Here is a 19682-nt window from a genome sequence, read left to right as displayed (position 1 = left end):
GAACGCGGTTAGGCATAGCGCCCCACCCCGGATTGCAACAGGCTCAAATTTGTGGAATCTAATTCAGCAAAATTGAAATTCGGAGCGACCCATGTCCATCAAGATCGAGATGCTGCGCTGTTTCCGGGCTGTCGTGGACCAAGGCTCGCTTGCCGATGCGGCGGCGGTTCTGGGGCGCACGCCCTCTGCCGTGTCAATGATGCTCAAGCAATTCGAGGACCATATCGGCGCCCCCCTGTTCGAAACGGCCCGCAAATCGCGCCTGACGCCGCTTGGCCAACTGATCCACAACGAGGCGCGGCGAGAGCTGGACCACTTCGACCGCACGGTGTCCACCATCGAGGGGTTGTCTCGGGCAGAGCTTGGCTTTGTCCGGCTGTCGGTCACGCCGTCGCTGGCGCAATCGGTTCTGCCGCCGATCCTGCATCGCTTCCTTCAGGACCACCCGAATGTGCGCATCGACATGGCCGACATGGATTCCGCCGCCGTGCACCAGGACTTGCAGGCAGAGCGGGCCGATATCGGTCTGGCCAGCATCGGCGCGCTTCAGGGGTTCGACTGCCGCCCGCTGTTTTCCGACCGGTTCGGCGTGATTTGCCGCCGCGACCATCCTCTGGCGAAAGACTGGGACCAGCTGACATGGTCGGATCTGGAGGGGATCGACTTCATCGCCAATGGCTTGTGCAGCCAGATCCGGGACGAAGGGTTTGCGCCCATCCTCGATAGTGCCCGGCTGATGGTGCGCAATACCGCCTCGCTTTTGGGGCTGGTCAAGGCTGGTGTGGGTATCACCGTGCTGCCCCGGCTGGTGGTGCTGCCCGAATTCACCGATCTGGCCTTTCTGCCGCTGGCCAATGTCAGGGCACGGCGAGAGGTCTGGTTGATCACCCAACCCCGGCAGATGCTGACCCCCGCCGCGCGGGCGCTGGTGGAATCGATCCGATTGGCGCGGATCACGGGCGTGGACCACTAAGTTCAGCATTGCTGAAGCAAATTCAATTTCTTTGCGTTTGCCTGAATCTCCTCTCTGTGGCCCTCTGCCGCTGTTAACACGCGCGCAGAAAGAGGACCGCCAGATGACCGAGACAAAGCTGAATTACATCGCCGGGGAATGGGTGTCGGGGATTTCCGAGATCGAGAACCGCAATCCGTCGGATCTGAGCGACCTCGTTGGGATGTTCACACAGGCGAGTGCTACGCAGCTTGACGACGCGCTGGACGCCGCCACCCGCGCACAGGCGGAATGGGCCGCTTACGGCATGGAACGCAAGCAGGCCGTCCTGATGAATATCGGCAACGAACTGATGGCGCGGGCCGAGGAACTGGGCACGCTTCTCTCCCGCGAAGAAGGCAAGCCGCTGGCCGAGGGCAAGGGCGAGGTCTATCGCGCCGGTCAGTTCTTCACCTACTACGCCGCAGAATGCCTGCGGCAACTGGGTGAGAATGCCGACAGCGTCCGCGCGGGCGTCGAAATCGACGTGCGCCGCGAACCCGTGGGCGTCGTGGCGGTGATTTCCCCCTGGAACTTCCCGACCGCAACCGCATCCTGGAAGATCGCACCCGCGCTGTGCTACGGCAACGCGGTGATCTGGAAGCCCGCCAACGCGACACCCGCCAGTGCCGTGGCGCTGACCGAGATCATCAGCCGCCAGGACATCCCGAAGGGGCTCTTCAATCTCGTCATGGGCGCGGGCCGCGACGTGGGCCAGCGTCTGGTGGAAAGCCCGCGCGTCAATGCCATTTCCTTCACCGGCTCTGTCCCCGTGGGGCGCGGCATCGCCGCCGCTGCCGTGCAGAACTTCACCAAGATCCAGGCCGAGATGGGATCGAAGAACGCGCTCGCCGTGATGGATGACGCTGATCTCGATCTGGCCGTGACGCTGGCCCTTGGGGGCGCCTTCGGCGGCACCGGTCAGAAATGCACCGCGTCCTCACGTCTTGTGGTGCATGAGGGCATCCATGATGCCTTTGTCGAAAAGCTGGTCGCTGGCGCGAAGGCGATGAAAGTGGGTCACGCGCTGGCAGAAGGCACCCAGATGGGGCCGGTGGTCAGCCAGCAGCAGCTCGATGAAAACCTCGCCTATGTGGACCTCGGCAAATCCGAAGGCGCCGAACTGGCCTGTGGTGGCCTGCGCCTGAACATGGAAACCGAGGGCTATTACATGTCCCCCGGCGTGTTCCTGAACACCCGCAACGACATGGCGATAAACCGAGAGGAGATGTTCGCGCCGCTCACCTCCGTCATCAAGGTGGGCAGCTATGACGAGGCGCTGGCCACCGTCAACGACACGAATTTCGGCCTGACATCCGGCATCGTCACCCGCTCTATAGCGCGCGCCACCCATTTCCGCCGCAACGCCCGCACCGGCGTTGTCACCGTCAACCTGCCCACAGCCGGCACCGACTATCACGTGCCCTTCGGCGGGCGCGGCGACAGCAGCTATGGCCCCCGTGAACAGGGCCGGACGGCGGCGGAATTCTACACCACGGTGAAGACCGCCTATATCTCTGCGGGGGCACCGGAATGACCTATCGGATCGACTGCCTGCAATATGCAAACTGGTCGGAAAAGATCTTCCGGCAGATGCGCGAAGGTGGCGTGGACGCGGTTCATGTCACCATCGCCTATCACGAGAATTTCCGCGAGACGGTTCTGAATGTCGAGAAATGGAACCGCTGGTTCGAGCAGTTCCCGGATCTGATCTTTCACGGGCAGTGGGCCAGCGATGTGGAAAAAGCCCGCGAAACCGGGCGCACCGCGATCTTCTTCGGCTTCCAGAACCCCAGCCCGATCGAGGACGATATCGGCCTCGTCGAAGTCTGGCACAAGCTCGGCGCGCGGTTCATGCAGCTGAGCTACAACAACCAGTCGCTGCTGGCGACGGGCTGCTATGAGGCGGAAGATCCGGGGCTGACCCGTATGGGCAAGCAGGTCATCAAGGAGATGAACCGCGTGGGCCTGGTCATCGACATGAGCCACAGCGCCGACCGGTCCACCATCGAAGCGGCAGAGGTCAGCACCCGGCCCATCACGATCACCCACGCCAACCTGCACAGCTGGCAGCCTGCGCTTCGCAACAAGCGCGACGACGTGGTGCGCGCGGTGACCGAAAACGGCGGCATGATGGGCTTCTCGCTCTATCCCCATCACCTCAAGGACAAGTCCGCCTGCACGCTGGACAGCTTCTGTTCCATGATTGCGGACGCCGCCGAACGGTTCGGCGTCGAACACTTCGGCATTGGCAGCGACCTCTGTCAGGATCAGCCCGACAGTATCGTGGAATGGATGCGCGTGGGCCGCTGGACCAAGGAAATCGACTATGGCGAGGGCAGCGCCGCCGCGCCCGGTTTCCCGCCCATGCCCGATTGGTTCGGCGACAACCGCGATTTCGGAAATATCGAAGCGGGCCTCAGCGCCAAGGGCTTCAGCGACGAGGAGGTCGCGGGCCTGATGGGCGGCAACTGGCACCGGTTCTTCAAGGAAAACTTCACCCCGGCCTGATGGCCGGACTGCGCCCGCGCTGCATTCTGTGCAGCCAAGGCACCCACGGTTATTCGCGAGGGAGGACAGAATGACCGACGCAACCGCTCCACAGACCGCCAGCAGCGGGTTGGGGCATATCAACAAGCCGCTCTTCATCATCACCGGCGGCTTTATCGCGATCTTCTGCCTGATCGCGCTTTTCGACCTCGACCTGCTGTCGAGCCTTGTCGATACCGGCTTTGCCTGGTCGGCCCGCTTCTTCGGGCTCTACTGGCAGATCCTTCTGCTCGCCACGTTCGTGATCGGCCTCGTGCTGGTTGTCCTTCCCGGTGGCAAGGCCCTGATGGGCGGCCTGACCGCGCCTGAATTCCCCGTGTTCCAGTGGGGCGCGATGATCATGTGCACGCTTCTGGCAGGCGGCGGTGTCTTCTGGGCCGCAGCCGAGCCGATGGCGCATTTCCTCTATTCCCCGCCCCATTTCGGCGGCGAGGGTGGAACGGCGGCCGATGTGGCCCCTGCCATGGCCCAATCCTTCATGCATTGGGGTTTCCTGGCCTGGGCCATCCTTGGCGCGCTGACCACGGTCATGCTGATGCATTACCACTATGAAAAGGGCCTGCCGCTGGCCCCGCGCACGCTGCTCTATCCGCTGTTTGGCGACCGCGCGATCAATGGCCCCATCGGGCTGATTGCCGATGCGTCCTGCATCATCGCGGTTGTGGCGGGCACCGTTGGCCCCATCGGCTTTCTGGGCCTGCAGGTCAGCTATGGGCTGAACGCGCTGTTCGGCATTCCCGACAGCTTTGCCACCCAGGCGGTTGTGATCCTTGGCCTTGTGGCGCTTTACACCGCGTCGGCCATGTCGGGCCTGTCCAAGGGCATCCAGATCCTCAGCCGGTTCAACGTGATCCTGGCGGGCGTTCTGCTGGCCTTCATGCTGATCGCGGGCCCCACCGGTTTCATCTTTTCCAGCTTCTTTGGCGGCTTCACCACCTACATCACCGATTTCATCCCGATGGCGCTGCATCGCGGCGATGCGGGGCTCTTTGGTGAGGCAGGCTGGCTTGGCTGGTGGACGGTGTTCTTCTGGGGTTGGTTCCTGGGCTACGGGCCGCTGATGGCGATGTTCATCGCCCGTGTCAGCCGGGGCCGGTCGATCCGCTCGATCGTGATCATGCTGGCCATCGTCGCCCCCATCGTGACCAATTTCTGGTTCACCATCGTGGGCGGCACCGGGCTGTGGTTCGAGCTGGAAACCCCCGGTTCCGTCTCGACCGCATTCGAGGGCTTCAACCTGCCCGCCGCGCTGCTGGCCATCACCCAGCAACTGCCCATGGGCTTCATCGTCTCGGTGCTGTTCCTGATCCTGACCACGGTCTTCGTGGCCACCACGGGCGACTCGATGACCTATGTGATCTCGGTTGCCATGTCGAACGAGGACAAGCCCGCCCTGCCCGTCCGCGTCTTCTGGGGCGTGGCCATGGGGGTGATGGCGCTGATCCTGATCTACACCGGCTCGGGCACCATCGGGAAACTGCAAAGCTTCATCGTCGTCACCGCCGTGCCGGTGTCTCTGGTGCTGCTGCCCTCGCTCTGGGACGCGCTCAGGATCACGCTGGCCAAGGGGCGCAGCTGACGAAACCACCGGCGGTCCCGAGCTGTTGGGGCCGCCACCACAGAACAACTCACGGGAAGGAGGACCCCATATGACCCAGACAGACACCGACACTATCGCCCCGCGCGACCCGAACACGGTGATGACCCTGGCGCGCATGGGGTCCTTCCACCAGTGTCGCCTGTCCTTCATGCGGGTCCTTCTGCGCCGCCTGAAGGCCGAGAACTGGCGGTTCGAGCGTCGTGAATTCGAGGTGGACGCCAAGGGCGTTGGTCACGCCGTCTATACCGCCCATGGCCCCGATCACAGCTATTCACTGGTCGCCTTCGCCAATGATCTGCCGCCCGAGAAACGGTCCGACCGGGTGATCGCCACCGAATGGGACGCGACCTTTACGCTCTACGATGGCATCCCGGACCGGGCAGAAATTGAACGCCTGCGCGCCAATATTCCGCTGCAGGAGGCGGGCCGGGTCGATGACACTTCCCTCTCGGTCAGCCGCGCCAACCGGTCTGTGCGGCTCTGGGATCATGTGGTCGAGGCTTTGGCCGCTGGCCAGCAGCCCGATGAGGCCCGTGTGGCCGATGTGGGCTATCTGATGCGTACGACCGCCGTCTATGGTTCCGGCAAACTGGGCGCGGCGGATCGAGAGAAGACCGCCGACCGACCCGAATTCCACGCACCCTTCCAGGTCGAGATGCTGAGCGTCTTTCTGACCCGCGCCTTCGTGATGGACCTTGTGGAACACATGGCCCGAGTGCGCAGCCCCGAAACCGCCATTACGCTGGCCCCCGCGCTCCGTCGCCGTTTCGGGATTGGCAATTCCACCGGGCTTGGCATGGCGCCCTATCTGATCAATCATCCGGTCCTGCTGAACAACTGGATCGCCGCGCGGGAAGAGGCGCTGGCACGCGTCCGCTCGTTGCCCTCGGCGCTGCCCGGCACGGCCGAGGCTGTGCGCAGCTTCACCCGTCGCGCCCAGATCAATGCGCAGGACTGGCATTCGGAACACCCGATCCAGCAACGCAAGCTGGCCGATCTTCGCCGCGACATGGATGCGCTTGCAACCCACCTGGCTGAGACCGACCTGTCCGGCCCGCAGCCATGGAACGCGCTGTGGGAATGGGGGGAAGCCAATCTGACCCTAGAAGGACAGGAGCAGCTTGTCTCGCTGCTGCTGGAACCGCATGGCGATCTGGTGGATGGGCTGGCCGACGATATGGCCGCCGATGAAGCCGCGCCGACGCGGATTGACGGCACCATGCCGCTCGATGAGTTCCGCGCTCACGTGGAAGATATATACGGCTTCGCACTGACCATCGACTGGACGGCACAGGCCGCGCAGGAAAACGTGTGGTACACCTCCGAGGAGAAGCTGGAACCGCGCCTTGGCGACCGCTTTGCCGAACCGGTGGAACCCTACGAACTGCCGCTTTGCCCCGGTCGCGATGCCGCCCGGATGCATGCCGATCTGCTGGCCAGCAATGCCGGGACCGTGGCCCGCTTCCTGATGGATCATCCTGAACATCGCCACATCGCCCGCCGAGCGCAGATTGCAGCCCGCTTCCCCTATGCCGAGATCCGCGACAACACCATCGGCGCGGGCCTGCTGCCGATTGATCTGCTGCGCGCCAAGCTGGCCTTTTTCGGGGCCGTGCATTTCGATCCGCGCTCGGACCGTTGGGTGCGCATCAACATGTTCCAGCACGCCCCCTTCCCCGGTGATCTGGCGGAAGGCGAAGCCGATGACTGGACCTTCCCCCCGGCAGAGGAGGCCGCAGAGTGACCTGGTCCCTGAACGAGATCGAAGCCCTGTCCCGCAAAGCCGCCCGTGGCGCGGGATATTCCTGGGGCCTGGCAGAAGAGGCAGGCCGCGCCGTGCGCTGGCTGGAGGCGCGGGGCCTGCCGGGTGCTCAGGCACTGGTTGACCACCTGAAGCGCGTGGACGGTCAGGACCTGGCCAGCTTTACCCCCGATGCCGACGACTGGACCGCCCCCGACGGCACCGCCTGCCCGATCCTTGCGGGCACGATGCTGGCCGACGGCATGGCCGGGTCCGGCCCAGACCCGATCACCCTGCCCGATCTGGCAAGCCCGCTGCTGCTGCTCCCGTTCCTGTCCTGGATGGCGACCGCTCAGGGGCGGACGGTCGGAATCGGGGTCGCTGATACGGCAGTCACCCTGTCCCCCGAGGGAACCCTGACCCAAACGAAAGACATCCCTTCGCCTGTCTCTGCGCCCGTAACCCTCCGGTTCGGCGTCGATCCGGCAGGGGACACCGTGGCCGAGGGGCTGCGGTCCGCCTGTTCTGCGGACACCGTGGCGGCCCTCAACAGCTTCGCGCATCGCACCTATGCGCCTGCCACCGAAGAAAGCCGCCTTGCCGGGGCCGGTGCGGGGCTGACCGACAACGACTGACGCGCGCCTTGCATTGCCAAGCGGGGGGACCCGGCCTTAGGGTCGGGCCACCCCCCGGCCCCATGCAGGCAAGCGCGATGAAAGCCCGACTGAACCTCGACCAGCTGCACACCTTCCTCGCCGTCGTGCGCATGGGGGGCATCCGCAAGGCGGCCGAGGTTCTGAACATCACCCAACCGGCGGTCACGACGCGGATCAAGAACCTCGAAGCCTCGCTCGGGGCCGAACTGTTCGAGCGCACCGCCAATGGCGTTCGCCTGACCAAGCGCGGTGATCTGCTGGTGCAATATGCCGAACAGATGGAGCAACTGGCCGAACGGGTGGGCCGCGACGTGATGGACCCGGCGGGCGTCGAAGGCCACTTGCGCCTTGGCGTGTCTGAAACCATCGCCCAATGCTGGCTGCCGGAATTCGTGGCCGCCCTGCACCATCGCTATCCGACGCTCGATATCGAGATCAACGTGGATATCTCGATGAACCTGCGCGCCGACCTGCTGAACCGCGAGATCGACCTTGCCATCCTGCTTGGCCCGATCTCGGAATACTCCGTCGACAACGTGGACCTGCCCGTTTTCGACCTTGCGTGGTATTGTGCTTCGGGGGCCGATGATCCCCCCGAAGGTCCCGCCGGGTTCCTGCTGAAACCGGTGATCACCTATGCCCGCAACACCCGCCCCTTCCGGGAGTTGAAGGCGGAACTGGCCGCGCGGGTCGGACCGCAGGTTTCGACCTTTCCCTCCTCGTCCTTGTCGGCCTGTTTCCGGTTGGTCGAGGCCGGTCTGGGCGTTGCCGCCCTGCCTCGCACGCTTGGGGCGCCAATGGTCAATGCGGGTCGCATAAGGGAGTTCGACCCCGGTTGGGTGCCAAGCCCCTTGCGCTTTTCCGCGTCATTCCTTGGCGATCCCAAAAGCCACATCGTCGAAACCGCCGCCCATATCGCGCAGAACGTGGCGCGGGACTTTGCAGGGTGATAAAATTTTATAATCACTATTTCAAAAATCATTCAATTTGATCTTATCGGACTGGCTTTCGATACTCCTCCCAACCGGAGGACCCGACCTTGAACACGACTCATGGCCTGCTGAAACACAAACCCCTGCCGGAGGTTCGGGCCGCGATCCGGGCGGGCGACTATGCCTCCCATACGGCTGGTCTGGGGGGTGGGTATCTTCAGGCCAACCTTGCGATCATGCCGAAGACCTATGCGCTCGATTTCATGCGCTTCTGCCAGCGCAATCCCAAGCCCTGCCCTCTGGTGGGCGTCTCCGACACCGGCAATCCGATGCTGACAACGCTCGGCCATGATCTGGATCTTCGGACGGATGTTCCCGCCTATAACATCTATCGCAACGGGCAACTCAGCGGGTCCGCCACCGATATCTCGGATATCTGGACCGATGACCTGGTTGGCTTCGCGCTCGGCTGTTCCTTCACCTTTGAACAGGCGCTGCAGGCCGAGGGCATCGCCATGTGGCATATCGACAATGACCGCACCGTACCGATGTTCCGTTCCTCCGTTCAAACCGTGCCCGCCGGGCCGTTCGGCGGGGCCATGGTGGTCAGTATGCGCGCGATCCCGGAGGATCAGTTGGCGCTGGCCATCGAAGTGTCCGGTCGCTACCCGCTCGGCCATGGCGCGCCGGTCCATTGGGGCGATCCGGCGAAGATCGGCATCGCGGACGTGACCCGCCCGGAATGGGGCGATCCTGTCCCGGTGCCGCCGGGCCATATCCCCACCTTCTGGGCCTGTGGCGTGACCCCGCAAGTGGCCGTCACCCGCGCGAAGCTGCCGCTCTGCATCACCCACAAACCGGGCCACATGCTGATCACCGATGTGCCCGACGACGCGGAATTCCCGGTGATTTCACAAACACAATCAAAAAGCTAACATCCAACAAGGAGAGACGAGATGAAAAAGACAATCGCCATCACCGCCGCCGTTCTGGCCGCGTCCCCGGCCCTGGCCGAGGATCTGTCGGTCGTGGGCAGCTGGTCCAGCCTGCCGCTGCACAACCAGTTCGAAGCGCCCTTTTGGACCGAAACCCTTCCCGCTGCATCCGGGGGAGAGATCAACGTGGCCCTGACCACCCATAACCAGATGAACCTGGGCGTGGGCGACGTCTATCGCCTGCTTGGGGACGGGGTCTATGACGTGGCGATGACCGTGGCCGACTACGCCGTTGCCGACGCGCCGGAGCTGGAAGGTCTGGACGTGCCGCTGCTGGCCATGACCGCTGACGAGGCCCGCGCCATGGTCGATGCGGCCCGCCCCATGGTCGAGGATATCTACAACACCCGTTTCAACAGCCACGTGCTGGCCATCGCCCCCTATCCGCCGCAGGTCGTGTTCTGCAATGCCGAGATTAACAGCCTCGATGACCTCGCCGGTCTTCAAATCCGTGCCTCTGGCCGGATGACCGCGAAATTTCTTGAGGCGCTTGGCGCGGAAGGCGTGAACGTCTCCTTCTCTGAAGTGCCCGGCGCGTTGCAGCGCGGTGTCGTGGATTGTGCCGTAACGGGCGCGGGTTCCGGCTATTCCGCCGGCTGGTGGGAGGTGTCCACCCATCTGCTGCCCATTCCGCTTGGTGGCTGGGATTCCGTCGTGACCGCGATCAACCTCGACCGCTGGAACGCGATGGATGCCGACACTCAGGCGCTGATCGAGGCCGAGATTGCCACCGGTTTCGAAGACCCGGCTTGGGCCGTCGCGCAGGATGCGCTGGTCAACGACATCGCCTGCCTGACCGGCAATGGCGAGTGCCCGGCGGGCGAGGCGCGCGACATGATCCTTGTCGAGGTCTCGGAGGCCGATTTCGACCGTGCCCGTGACATCCTTGTCAGCGAAGTGCTGCCCGATTGGGCCGAGCGCGCGGGCAGTGAATGGGCAACCCGCTGGAACGAAAGTGTCGGCGCAACCGTTGGCGTGACGGTTCCCGTCAACTGACCCCGGACCGCTGAAGGAGCGCCCCCAAAATGGCCCAGTCCATTCTCTCCCTCCTGCGCCGCCTCAACCGTTGGGTGGCCATGGCAATCGGCCTTGTGCTGTTCCTCTGCGCGGTTTTCGTGCTGCTGGATGTGGGCTTGCGCAAATTGGGGGCGTCCTTCGGCGGCACCGACGAAATCAGCGGATATGTCATGGCCATCGTGACGTCCTGGGGGATGGGCTATGCCCTGCTGGAACTGGCCCATGTCCGCATCGACATCCTCCGGGGGCGCGTGGGGGCCCTTGGTCGGTCCCTGTTCGACCTCTTCGCCATGCTGACCATGGCGGGCACCGTGACGCTGATCGCCTTCCGCTGCTGGCCTGTTCTGGACCGGTCCATAGCCAACATGTCCCGCGCAAACACGCCGCTGGAAACGCCGCTCTGGCTGGTTCAGGGGCCGTGGTTCGCCGGATGGGTCTGGTTCGCCATCGTGTCCTGGCTGACTTTCCTCGCCGCCCTGCTGCTGGTCGCCAAAGGAGAATTCAGCCAATCCGAGGCCGCCATCGGGGCGTTTGGCGAAGAGGAGGCAGTGCTGTGATCACCTATGTCTCCATCGGCCTGCTGGCCATGCTGTCGCTGTCGATCCCCGTGGGTATCGTCCTGTTCCTGTTGGGTTTTGGCACTGACGTTTTCTTCAGCCCCTTCCCGCTGATGCGCGGGCTTGGCAACCTTGTCTGGTCCACTTCGAACAACGCCACACTCATTGCCATTCCGTTCTTCGTGCTGCTTGGCGAAATCCTCGTGCGCAGCGGGATTGCGGCCCGCACCTATGCAGCGCTGGACCGGTGGGTGTCGTGGATGCCGGGCGGTCTGGTCCATGCGAATGTGGCGACGGCCACCATGTTCTCGGCCACGTCAGGCTCCTCTGTTGCCACCGCCGCGACCGTGGCCACCGTCGCCATGCCGCAAGCAGAGAAACTGGGATATGACCCCAAGCTCTTCTCTGGCGCCATTGCCGCAGGCGGCACGCTTGGCATCATGATCCCGCCGTCGATCAACCTCATTGTCTATGGCTTCCTGACGCAAACCTCGATCCCGCAGCTTTTCCTTGCGGGGCTGATGCCCGGTATCCTGCTGGCGCTCGGGTTCCTGGCGATCACCGCCATCATCTGCGCGATCCGGCCCGATCTGGGCGGCCAGCGCCGGGTCTTCCCCTTGCCAGAGATGATGCGGGCGCTGCTGCAACTCATTCCCATCGTGCTGCTCTTCACCATCATCATCGGCTCGATCTACAAAGGCTGGGCCACCCCGACCGAGGCCGCCGCCGTGGGCGTGGCCGGGGCACTGCTGATCGCGTCGATCTTCAGCCGCGTGACCATCGGCATGCTGGCAGAGGCGGTCATGGGCACCGTCAAGATCACCTCGATGATCATGCTCGTGGTCATCGGCGCGTCCTTCCTGAACTTCACGCTGGCCTCGGCAGGTCTTGGGGCGGAACTCTCGGGCTTCCTCGACGGGCTCGGCCTGTCGCCGCTGATGACCATCCTAGTCGTGGTCTGCATCTACATCGTGCTTGGCTTCTTCATCGAAACCCTGTCGCTGATGGTGGTGACGATCCCGATCATCGTGCCCCTGGTAGTGGCACAAGGCTATGACCCGATCTGGTTCGGCATCCTGATGATCGTGCTTATCGAAATGGCGCTGATCACCCCGCCCGTTGGCCTCAACCTTTATGTGGTGCAGGGCGCGCGAAAATCGGGGAAGATGAGCGAGGTCATGTTGGGCGCGATCCCTTACGTGCTGGCGATGCTGGCCATGGTCGCGGCGCTGATTGCGATCCCCGGTATCGCGCTCTGGCTGCCGGCCGTCCTGCAATAACCCCCTTCCCTTTCTGACGAAAAACGCTGCCGGGCACACCCTGGCAAACAGAGGAGATCTGTCTCATGTGGCAATTCTGGGTCGACCGTGGCGGCACCTTCACCGATATCGTCGCGCGCACGCCAGAGGGCGGGTTGGTCACGCATAAATTGCTGTCCGAGAACCCCGAGCGCTACCGGGATGCAGCCGTGCAGGGCATTCGCGAGCTGATGGGGCTTGGGGCTGAAACCGCTATCCCCGAAGGCGCGATTGATGCGGTCAAGATGGGCACCACCGTGGCCACCAACGCGCTTCTGGAACGCAAGGGCGATCGGACGCTGCTGTTGATCACCGAAGGGATGAAGGATCTCTTGCGCATCGGCTACCAGAACCGCCCGCGCCTGTTTGATCTGAAGATCGAGTTGCCGGAACTGCTGTACGAAGAAGCCGTCGAGGTGGGTGAACGCATATCGGCAGCAGGCGAGGTGATCACCCCGCTCGACACCGCCTCGGTCGAGGCCGCGCTGCGCGATGCCCATGCCGAGGGCTATCGCTCCGTTGCCGTGGCCCTGATGCATGGCTATCGCTTCCCGGATCATGAACGCCAGATCGGCGCCATGGCCCGCGCGGCGGGGTTCACACAGGTCTCGCTCTCCCACGATGTCAGCCCGCTGATCAAGCTGGTGTCGCGCGGCGATACAACGGTCGTTGACGCCTATCTGTCGCCCATTCTGCGACGTTACGTGCAACAGGTCAGCGATGCGCTAGGGGCTGCTGAGGGCGGCTGCCGGTCGCTGATGTTCATGCAATCCAACGGCGGGTTGACGGATGCGCGGCTCTTCCAGGGCAAGGACGCGATCCTGTCGGGCCCTGCGGGCGGCGTCGTCGGCATGGTCCGCACGGCGGAGGAGGCCGGGTTCGACAAGCTGATTGGCTTCGACATGGGCGGGACATCAACCGATGTCTGCCACTACGCGGGTGACTATGAGCGGTCCTTCGAGACCGAGGTGGCTGGCGTCCGAATGCGCGCCCCGATGATGAGCATTCATACGGTTGCCGCAGGGGGCGGCTCGATCCTCTCTTTCGCGCAGGGCCGCATGCAGGTCGGCCCCGAAAGCGCCGGGGCCAATCCCGGCCCCGCCTCCTACCGGCGAGGCGGGCCGCTGGCCGTGACCGATTGCAACGTGGTGCTTGGCAAGATCCAGCCCGACCGCTTTCCTTCCGTTTTTGGCCCCGGTGGCGATGAACCGCTGGATGTGGAGGCCGCCCGCGAGGGGTTCCAAGCCATGGCCGCGCAGATCGCCTCGGAAACCGGCGAGACCCCGAAAAGCCCTGAAGAACTGGCCGAGGGTTTCCTGCGGATTGCTGTCGAAAACATGGCCAACGCGATCAAGAAGATCAGCGTTCAGCGTGGCTATGACGTGACCCGCTACACGATGAACTGCTTCGGCGGCGCGGGCGGGCAGCATGCCTGCCAGGTGGCGGATGTGCTGGGGATGGAGAGCATCTACATTCACCCCTTCGCGGGTGTCCTGTCGGCCTTTGGCATGGGGCTGGCCGATATCCGGGCGATCCGGGAACATCAGCTGGCGCGGCCCCTGTCAGATGCCAAAGACGCGCGGCAGGCCCTCGACCGGATCGGCGCGGATGCGCGGGACGAGGTTGCGCGGCAGGGCATCCCGGCAGACCGCATCTCCCTGATCGAAACCGCCCATATCCGCACGCCCGGTTCACATCAGACCCTGCCCGTGCCGTTCGGCCCGGTGCAGGATATGCGCGAGGGGTTCGACGCGGCGCATCAGCAGCGCTTCGGCTTCGTGCCGGATTATGACGGTCTGATCATCGACCTACTGACCGCCGAGGCCGTGGGCGAAACCGGTGAAGCGGTGACCCTGCCGGACGCCAATGACCCACCCGCACAACAGGACAGCGCCCGCATGTATTGCGAAGGTGGCTGGCGCGACGTTCCGCTGATCGACCGCGCCACTCTGCGCGCGGGCGACACCCAGACTGGCCCCGCCATCATCGTCGATCCGACCGGCACCAATGTTGTGGAACCGGGCTGGCAGGCCGAGGGGCTGGCCGGTGGCGCGATGGTGCTGCGCCGGGTGGTGGCGCTGGACCGGCAGGAGGCCATTGGGACATCCGTCGATCCGGTGATGCTGGAGGTCTTCAACAACCTCTTCATGTCCATCGCCGACCAGATGGGCGCGACGCTGGCCAACACCGCCTATTCGGTCAACATCAAGGAACGCTATGATTTTTCCTGCGCGATCTTCGATGCGGCTGGTGACCTCGTGGCCAACGCCCCGCATGTCCCCGTGCATCTGGGGTCGATGAGCGAAAGCGTCCGCACCGTGTTGCGGGAGAACGCGGGCCAAATCCGCCCCGGCGACGTCTTCATGATGAACAACCCCTTCAACGGCGGCACCCATCTGCCGGATGTGACCGTCATCACGCCTGTCTTTGATGAGGCGGGAGAGAAGATCATCTTCCTCACCGCCTCTCGCGGGCATCACGCCGATATCGGCGGCAAGACGCCCGGCTCTGCCCCGCCGGATAGCGCCCATATCGAGGAAGAGGGCGTTCTGATCGACAATGTCCTGCTGGTCGATCAGGGCCAGTTGCGCGAGGTCGAGACGCGCGCCCTTCTGGCCTCCGGCCCCTACCCCTGCCGCAATATCGAGGAAAACATGGCCGACCTCGCCGCGCAGATCGCGGCCAATGCCACCGGCGTGGCGGAGTTGCAGAAGATCACCCGGCAATTCGGACTGCCCGTCGTGCAGGCCTATATGGGCCATGTGCAGGACAACGCGGAGGAAAGCGTGCGCCGCGTGCTCGACGTGCTGAAGGACAGCCGGTTCACCTACAAGATGGATAGCGGCGCGAAGATCGAGGTGGCGATCACCGTGGATCACGCGGGCCGCAGCGCGGTGGTGGATTTCACCGGCACGTCCCCGCAAGACCGGCTGAACTACAACGCACCGCTGTCGATTTGCCGGGCGGTGGTGCTCTACGTCTTCCGCACGCTTGTGGGGGCCGACATCCCGATGAACGAGGGCTGCCTGAAACCCATCGAAATCCGGGTTCCGGAAGGCAGCATGATCAACCCGCGCCCGCCTGCTGCCGTGATCTCGGGCAATACCGAGGTCAGCCAGTCCATCGCCGACGCGCTTTATGGCGCGCTTGGGGTGATCGCGGGCAGTCAGGGGACGATGAACAACTTCGTCTATGGCAATGACCGGTTCCAGAACTACGAAACCATCTGTGGCGGGACCGGCGCGGGGGAAGGATTTGACGGGGCCAGCGCCGTGCACAGCCACATGACCAACACCCGCATGACCGACCCCGAGGTGCTGGAAAACCGTTTCCCCGTCCGGGTCGAGGAGTTCTCGATCCGTCAGGGATCAGGCGGCGCGGGCCGCTGGCAGGGGGGCAATGGCATCACCCGGCGGCTGCGGTTTCTGGAGGAGATGACGGTGACGGTCCTGTCCTCGCACCGGCAGGTGCCGCCGCATGGAACCCATGAGGGCGAACCGGGGAATTGTGGCCGCAACGCGGTGGAACGGGCTGATGGTCGGGTTGACCTGCTGGCGGGCAATGATCAGGCCCAGATGCAGATCGGTGACATCTTCCTCATGCAGACCCCCGGCGGGGGCGGTTACGGTCGCGCCTGACACGAAAGGGGCCGGGGGATGACCCCGGCCCGCTTGCCTTCATTCCCCAAGCGCATTTTGCAACCGGGTGACGACCTCTGCCACCAGATCGGGATTACTGCGCGCCTGTTCCACGGCGGCCGTCAGAGCGGCGCGAGAGATCGGGCTGAGCTCCGCCGCCTCAATGGCCAGCAGCGCCGCATCGGCGTCAAACGCCGCATCCTCCATTGCGCCGTGATCCTCGGACATGTCGTCAGACCCGGTGTCGTCGGTCATATCCTCGGCAGCCTCATCCGATCCGTCGGTCATGTCCTCGGCATCATCAGCGCTGTCCTCTTCCATGTCCTCTTCGGGCGCGGCCATGGATGCGGCGAGGGCCTGCTCCAGCTCTGCCACCCGTGCCTCTGCCGCCGCCAGGGTTTCCGCCATCTGGCCTTGCAGGGTCCGCATCTGGGCCATCTCGGTCGCATCCGCTGTCGCGGCAGCTTCCAGCTCCGCCACCCGTGCGTTCGCGGTGGCGAGAGTCGCCAGGGTCTGGTCGAGGCTTGTCTGGACCTCTGCCATCTGCACGGCACTTGCCGCTGCCGCCGCCTCCAGTTCCACGACACGCGCCTCCGCAGCGGCCTGCGCGGCAATCGCCGTGGTCGCGGCGGTTTCCGCCGTTTCCGCGCGGGTCTGAAGCGCCGCGGCCTCGTTCAGCGCGGTTTGCGCGGCAGTGGAGGCCGCCGCACTGCTGGCCTCTGCCTCAGCGCTTGCCGCAAGCGCCGCCTCGCGCGCGGCAATGGCCGCATCCCGTTCGCCATTGGCGGCACTGAGCGCGGCCTGCAGATTGGCCACATCTGCCTCAAGCTCCACGATCCGGGCCATCTGGCTGGCATCGGGCGCGGCGGGGGCCGGGGCCGATGCGCTTTCCACGCAGGGCCATTTGCCCGCATCGACACCCTGGTCAATCTGCACCCCCGTGGGGTCGATCAGATAGGTGACGCCGTCACGGGTCACCACATAGACATCCTCGGTCAGAACGCTCAGCGTGCCCGGCCCCTCGGCCAGCGCGCCACCCGCGATCACGAACCGCTCCGTGCGGCCGGCTATCTGGCAGTCATAGATCGTCGCCGCGCCGCTGGCCCCCGTGGGGGCCGGTGCGGGGGCGGGCTGTTCAATCGGTGGACCGGCCAGGGCGGGGCTGGCCAACAGCGACAGGGCGAGGGCGTAAGGCAGTCGGGTCATATCGGATCAGACCTCCGTAAATGCGAGTTTTGAATAAATGCACGTCCGGGTAAAATCCGGACGCCTCCCGCCTCGCAGCCTACTCAATCGGGGCCTTTCTGCATAGCCTCGGCCTTGGCGACCTGCGTCTTGACGGCGGCAAAGCTGTCGGGCGTGACGGAAATCGAGTCGATCCCCGCATCCACCAGCAGCTGCGCAAAGGCCGGGTTGTTCGACGGGGCCTGCCCGCACAGCCCGATCTTGCGCCCCGCCGCGCGGGCCTTTTCGATCACCGTCCGGATCATCCACAGAACCGCCGGATCGCTTTCGTCAAAGAGACTGGCCAGCCGGTCGCTGTCGCGGTCCACGCCCAGGGTCAGCTGCGTCAGGTCGTTCGATCCGATGGAGAAGCCATCGAAGCGGTCGGAAAATTCCTCGGCCCGGATCACATTGGCCGGAATTTCGCACATGACGAAGACCTCCAGCCCCGCCTTGCCCCGTTCGAGGCCCGCGCGGCCCATGACCTCCAACACCTTGTCCGCCTCCTCCGGCGTGCGGCAGAAGGGGATCATGATGGCGACATTGTCAAAGCCCATCTCCTCGCGCAATTGCCGGATCGCCCGGCATTCCAGCTCGAACCCCGGACTATAGGCCGGGTCGGTATAGCGCGACGCGCCCCGGAAACCGATCATCGGGTTTTCTTCCTCCGGCTCAAACGCACGGCCACCCAGAAGCTCCGCATATTCATTGGTCTTGAAATCGCTCATCCTCACTATGACGGGGTGCGGATGTGCAAAGGCCGCGATCTGGCTCAGCCCGCGTGCCAGTTGATCGACGAAGTAGTCGGGCTTGGCGGGGTAGCCCGCCGTTAACGCCTCGATCTGGGCGCGCTCGGCGGCATCCGCCACCTTGTCAAATTCTATAAGCGCCATGGGATGCACCTTCACGGCGTTGTTCACCACGAATTCCATCCGCGCTAGGCCCACGCCGTCAGCGGGCAGCCGCCACCAGCGGAACGCGGCAGAGGGGTTGGCCATGTTCAGCATGATCTTCGTGCGCGTTTCCGGCAGGTCCGAGAGGTCCAGTTCCTCAACCGTCACCTCAGCAATCCCGGCGTGGATCAACCCGTCTTCGCCTGCCGCGCAGTTCACTGTCACGTCCTGCTGGTCGTGCAGCACATGGGTCGCGTTGCCGGTGCCAACGATGGCAGGCACCCCCAGTTCCCGGCTGACAATGGCCGCATGCGACGTGCGCCCGCCATGATCGGTGATGATCGCCGCTGCGCGTTTCATCACAGGCACCCAATCGGGGTCGGTGTTGGAGGTCACGAGGATCGAGCCATCGACGAAACGATCTATATCGGAAACGCTCTCGATCAGGCAGATGCGCCCCGTCGCCACCGCGTTGCCGACGCTCAGGCCCTGCAACAGAACCTCCCCCTCGCCAGACAAGGAATAGCTGCGCAGCGCGCCCGCCTTGCGTTGGCTTTCCACCGTTTCGGGGCGCGCCTGCACGATGAAGAGCTCGCCCGTATCGCCATCGCGTGCCCATTCCATGTCCATCGCGCATCCGTAATGGCGTTCGATGGTGGCGGCCATGCGGGCAAGCGACAGGATGTCCGCGTCGCTCAGCACCCAGGCCGCGCGTTCGGCCTTGGAGGTCGGCACATTGCGCACCGGCGCTGGTCCATTGCCGCCAAGGATCATCTTGATCTCTTTCGCGCCGCGCCGCTTGCCGACGATGGGACTCAGGCTCTCATCCCCCAAAAACGGCTTGAACACCTGGTATTCATCGGGGTCCACCGCGCCTTGCACCACGTTTTCCCCTAGCCCCCAGGCCGCGTTGATCAGCACGATCTTGTCGAAGCCCGATTCCGTGTCGATGGAGAACATGACGCCCGACCCGCCGGTATCGGCCCGAACCATGCGCTGCACGCCCACGGACAGCGCCACGGCCATGTGGTCAAACCCCTTCACCTCGCGATAGCTGATCGCCCGGTCGGTGAAGAGAGAGGCAAAGCAGCGGCGGCAGGCGGTCAGCAGATCGGCCTCGCCCTCGATATTCAGAAAGGTCTCCTGCTGGCCCGCAAAGCTGGCATCGGGCAGATCCTCCGCCGTGGCTGACGAGCGCACGGCCACAGCAACATCCGCCTTGCCCGCCTTATCGCTGAGCGCCGCGTAAGAGGACAGGATGTCCGCGCGGATGTCCTCCGGCCAGTCGCCCGCGACGATGGCGGCCCGTATGGCGCTGCCCGCATCAGCCAGAGTGATCTTGCCCGCCTGCCAGCGGCCCACGGTGTCGGCAATCATCGCCTCCAACCCGTTGGCTTTCAGAAAGGCGCGATAGGCGTCAGACGTGGTAGCAAAGCCGCCGGGCACCGCAATCCCCTGCCCTGCCAGTTCCTGCACCATCTCGCCCAGGGAACTGTTCTTGCCACCCACAAGCGCCACATCCGCGCGGCGCAGGTCTTCGAATCCGATCACATAGCGTGCCATGTCTGTCCTCCATCTGGGCCGGGTCAG

General features: G+C 64.4%; 14 protein-coding genes. 12 read left to right on the top strand and 2 right to left on the bottom strand.

Annotated elements, in window-relative coordinates:
* Positions 1 to 91: 91 nt before the first annotated feature.
* From RBB16_RS07950 to RBB16_RS07895, 12 genes are all read left to right on the top strand, one after another.
* Entirely contained in the window at positions 92 to 973 is an 882-nt protein-coding gene (locus RBB16_RS07950) for a LysR family transcriptional regulator (RefSeq protein ID WP_306045653.1), read from the top strand.
* A gap of 103 nt (positions 974 to 1076) precedes the next feature.
* The gene (locus tag RBB16_RS07945; RefSeq protein WP_306045652.1) at positions 1077 to 2528 is read left to right on the top strand and encodes an aldehyde dehydrogenase family protein; all 1452 of its coding nucleotides are present in this window, start codon (positions 1077 to 1079) and stop codon (positions 2526 to 2528) included.
* Positions 2525 to 3502, top strand: coding sequence for a membrane dipeptidase (locus RBB16_RS07940; protein WP_306045651.1), 978 nt, complete (start codon positions 2525 to 2527; stop codon positions 3500 to 3502). The genes RBB16_RS07945 and RBB16_RS07940 overlap by 4 nt, the downstream gene beginning before the upstream one ends.
* Positions 3503 to 3572: 70 nt before the next feature.
* Positions 3573 to 5120 (top strand): BCCT family transporter, encoded by a 1548-nt coding sequence (locus tag RBB16_RS07935; protein ID WP_306045650.1) that lies wholly within the window; start codon positions 3573 to 3575, stop codon positions 5118 to 5120.
* A 70-nt stretch (positions 5121 to 5190) separates the two neighbouring features.
* Complete coding sequence (locus RBB16_RS07930; protein WP_306045649.1) at positions 5191 to 6885, top strand: hypothetical protein; 1695 nt, start codon at positions 5191 to 5193, stop codon at positions 6883 to 6885.
* Complete coding sequence (locus RBB16_RS07925; protein WP_306045647.1) at positions 6882 to 7517, top strand: DUF3726 domain-containing protein; 636 nt, start codon at positions 6882 to 6884, stop codon at positions 7515 to 7517. Before RBB16_RS07930 ends, RBB16_RS07925 begins: the two co-directional genes overlap by 4 nt.
* A gap of 77 nt (positions 7518 to 7594) precedes the next feature.
* Positions 7595 to 8488 (top strand): LysR family transcriptional regulator, encoded by an 894-nt coding sequence (locus RBB16_RS07920; protein ID WP_306045646.1) that lies wholly within the window; start codon positions 7595 to 7597, stop codon positions 8486 to 8488.
* An 89-nt stretch (positions 8489 to 8577) separates the two neighbouring features.
* Entirely contained in the window at positions 8578 to 9405 is an 828-nt protein-coding gene (locus RBB16_RS07915; RefSeq protein ID WP_306045645.1) for a putative hydro-lyase, read from the top strand.
* Between the two features lie 21 nt (positions 9406 to 9426).
* Positions 9427 to 10461, top strand: a complete 1035-nt coding sequence (locus tag RBB16_RS07910; protein WP_306045644.1) for a TRAP transporter substrate-binding protein — start codon at positions 9427 to 9429, stop codon at positions 10459 to 10461.
* 29 nt (positions 10462 to 10490) lie between these two features.
* Entirely contained in the window at positions 10491 to 11039 is a 549-nt protein-coding gene (locus RBB16_RS07905; protein ID WP_306045643.1) for a TRAP transporter small permease, read from the top strand.
* Positions 11036 to 12319, top strand: coding sequence for a TRAP transporter large permease (locus tag RBB16_RS07900; RefSeq protein ID WP_306045642.1), 1284 nt, complete (start codon positions 11036 to 11038; stop codon positions 12317 to 12319). Before RBB16_RS07905 ends, RBB16_RS07900 begins: the two co-directional genes overlap by 4 nt.
* Positions 12320 to 12384: 65 nt before the next feature.
* Positions 12385 to 15975, top strand: a complete 3591-nt coding sequence (locus RBB16_RS07895) for a hydantoinase B/oxoprolinase family protein (protein ID WP_306045641.1) — start codon at positions 12385 to 12387, stop codon at positions 15973 to 15975.
* Between the two features lie 39 nt (positions 15976 to 16014).
* On the opposite strand, the gene RBB16_RS07890 is transcribed toward RBB16_RS07895, so the two are convergent.
* Both RBB16_RS07890 and ppsA read right to left on the bottom strand, forming a co-directional pair.
* The gene (locus tag RBB16_RS07890) at positions 16015 to 17181 is read right to left on the bottom strand and encodes a hypothetical protein (RefSeq protein ID WP_306045640.1); all 1167 of its coding nucleotides are present in this window, start codon (positions 17179 to 17181) and stop codon (positions 16015 to 16017) included.
* Between the two features lie 83 nt (positions 17182 to 17264).
* A complete protein-coding gene (ppsA, locus tag RBB16_RS07885) occupies positions 17265 to 19655 on the bottom strand; it encodes a phosphoenolpyruvate synthase (protein WP_306045639.1) in 2391 nt (796 codons plus the stop codon).
* Positions 19656 to 19682 lie beyond the last annotated feature (27 nt).

This window comes from Nioella sp. MMSF_3534 (assembly GCF_030732985.1).
Taxonomy (GTDB): domain Bacteria; phylum Pseudomonadota; class Alphaproteobacteria; order Rhodobacterales; family Rhodobacteraceae; genus Nioella.
This window is presented reverse-complemented; position numbering and strand designations above follow the sequence as displayed.

Excerpts from the sequence above, each read along its gene's own strand:
- RBB16_RS07950 (WP_306045653.1), top strand. The coding sequence starts at position 92 with ATGTCCATCAAGATCGAGATGCTGCGCTGTTTCCGGGCTGTCGTGGAC.
- RBB16_RS07945 (WP_306045652.1), top strand. The coding sequence starts at position 1,077 with ATGACCGAGACAAAGCTGAATTACATCGCCGGGGAATGGGTGTCGGGG.
- RBB16_RS07940 (WP_306045651.1), top strand. The coding sequence starts at position 2,525 with ATGACCTATCGGATCGACTGCCTGCAATATGCAAACTGGTCGGAAAAG.
- RBB16_RS07935 (WP_306045650.1), top strand. The coding sequence starts at position 3,573 with ATGACCGACGCAACCGCTCCACAGACCGCCAGCAGCGGGTTGGGGCAT.
- RBB16_RS07930 (WP_306045649.1), top strand. The coding sequence starts at position 5,191 with ATGACCCAGACAGACACCGACACTATCGCCCCGCGCGACCCGAACACG.
- RBB16_RS07920 (WP_306045646.1), top strand. The coding sequence starts at position 7,595 with ATGAAAGCCCGACTGAACCTCGACCAGCTGCACACCTTCCTCGCCGTC.
- RBB16_RS07910 (WP_306045644.1), top strand. The coding sequence starts at position 9,427 with ATGAAAAAGACAATCGCCATCACCGCCGCCGTTCTGGCCGCGTCCCCG.
- RBB16_RS07905 (WP_306045643.1), top strand. The coding sequence starts at position 10,491 with ATGGCCCAGTCCATTCTCTCCCTCCTGCGCCGCCTCAACCGTTGGGTG.
- RBB16_RS07895 (WP_306045641.1), top strand. The coding sequence starts at position 12,385 with ATGTGGCAATTCTGGGTCGACCGTGGCGGCACCTTCACCGATATCGTC.
- RBB16_RS07890 (WP_306045640.1), bottom strand. The coding sequence starts at position 17,181 with ATGACCCGACTGCCTTACGCCCTCGCCCTGTCGCTGTTGGCCAGCCCC.
- ppsA (WP_306045639.1), bottom strand. The coding sequence starts at position 19,655 with ATGGCACGCTATGTGATCGGATTCGAAGACCTGCGCCGCGCGGATGTG.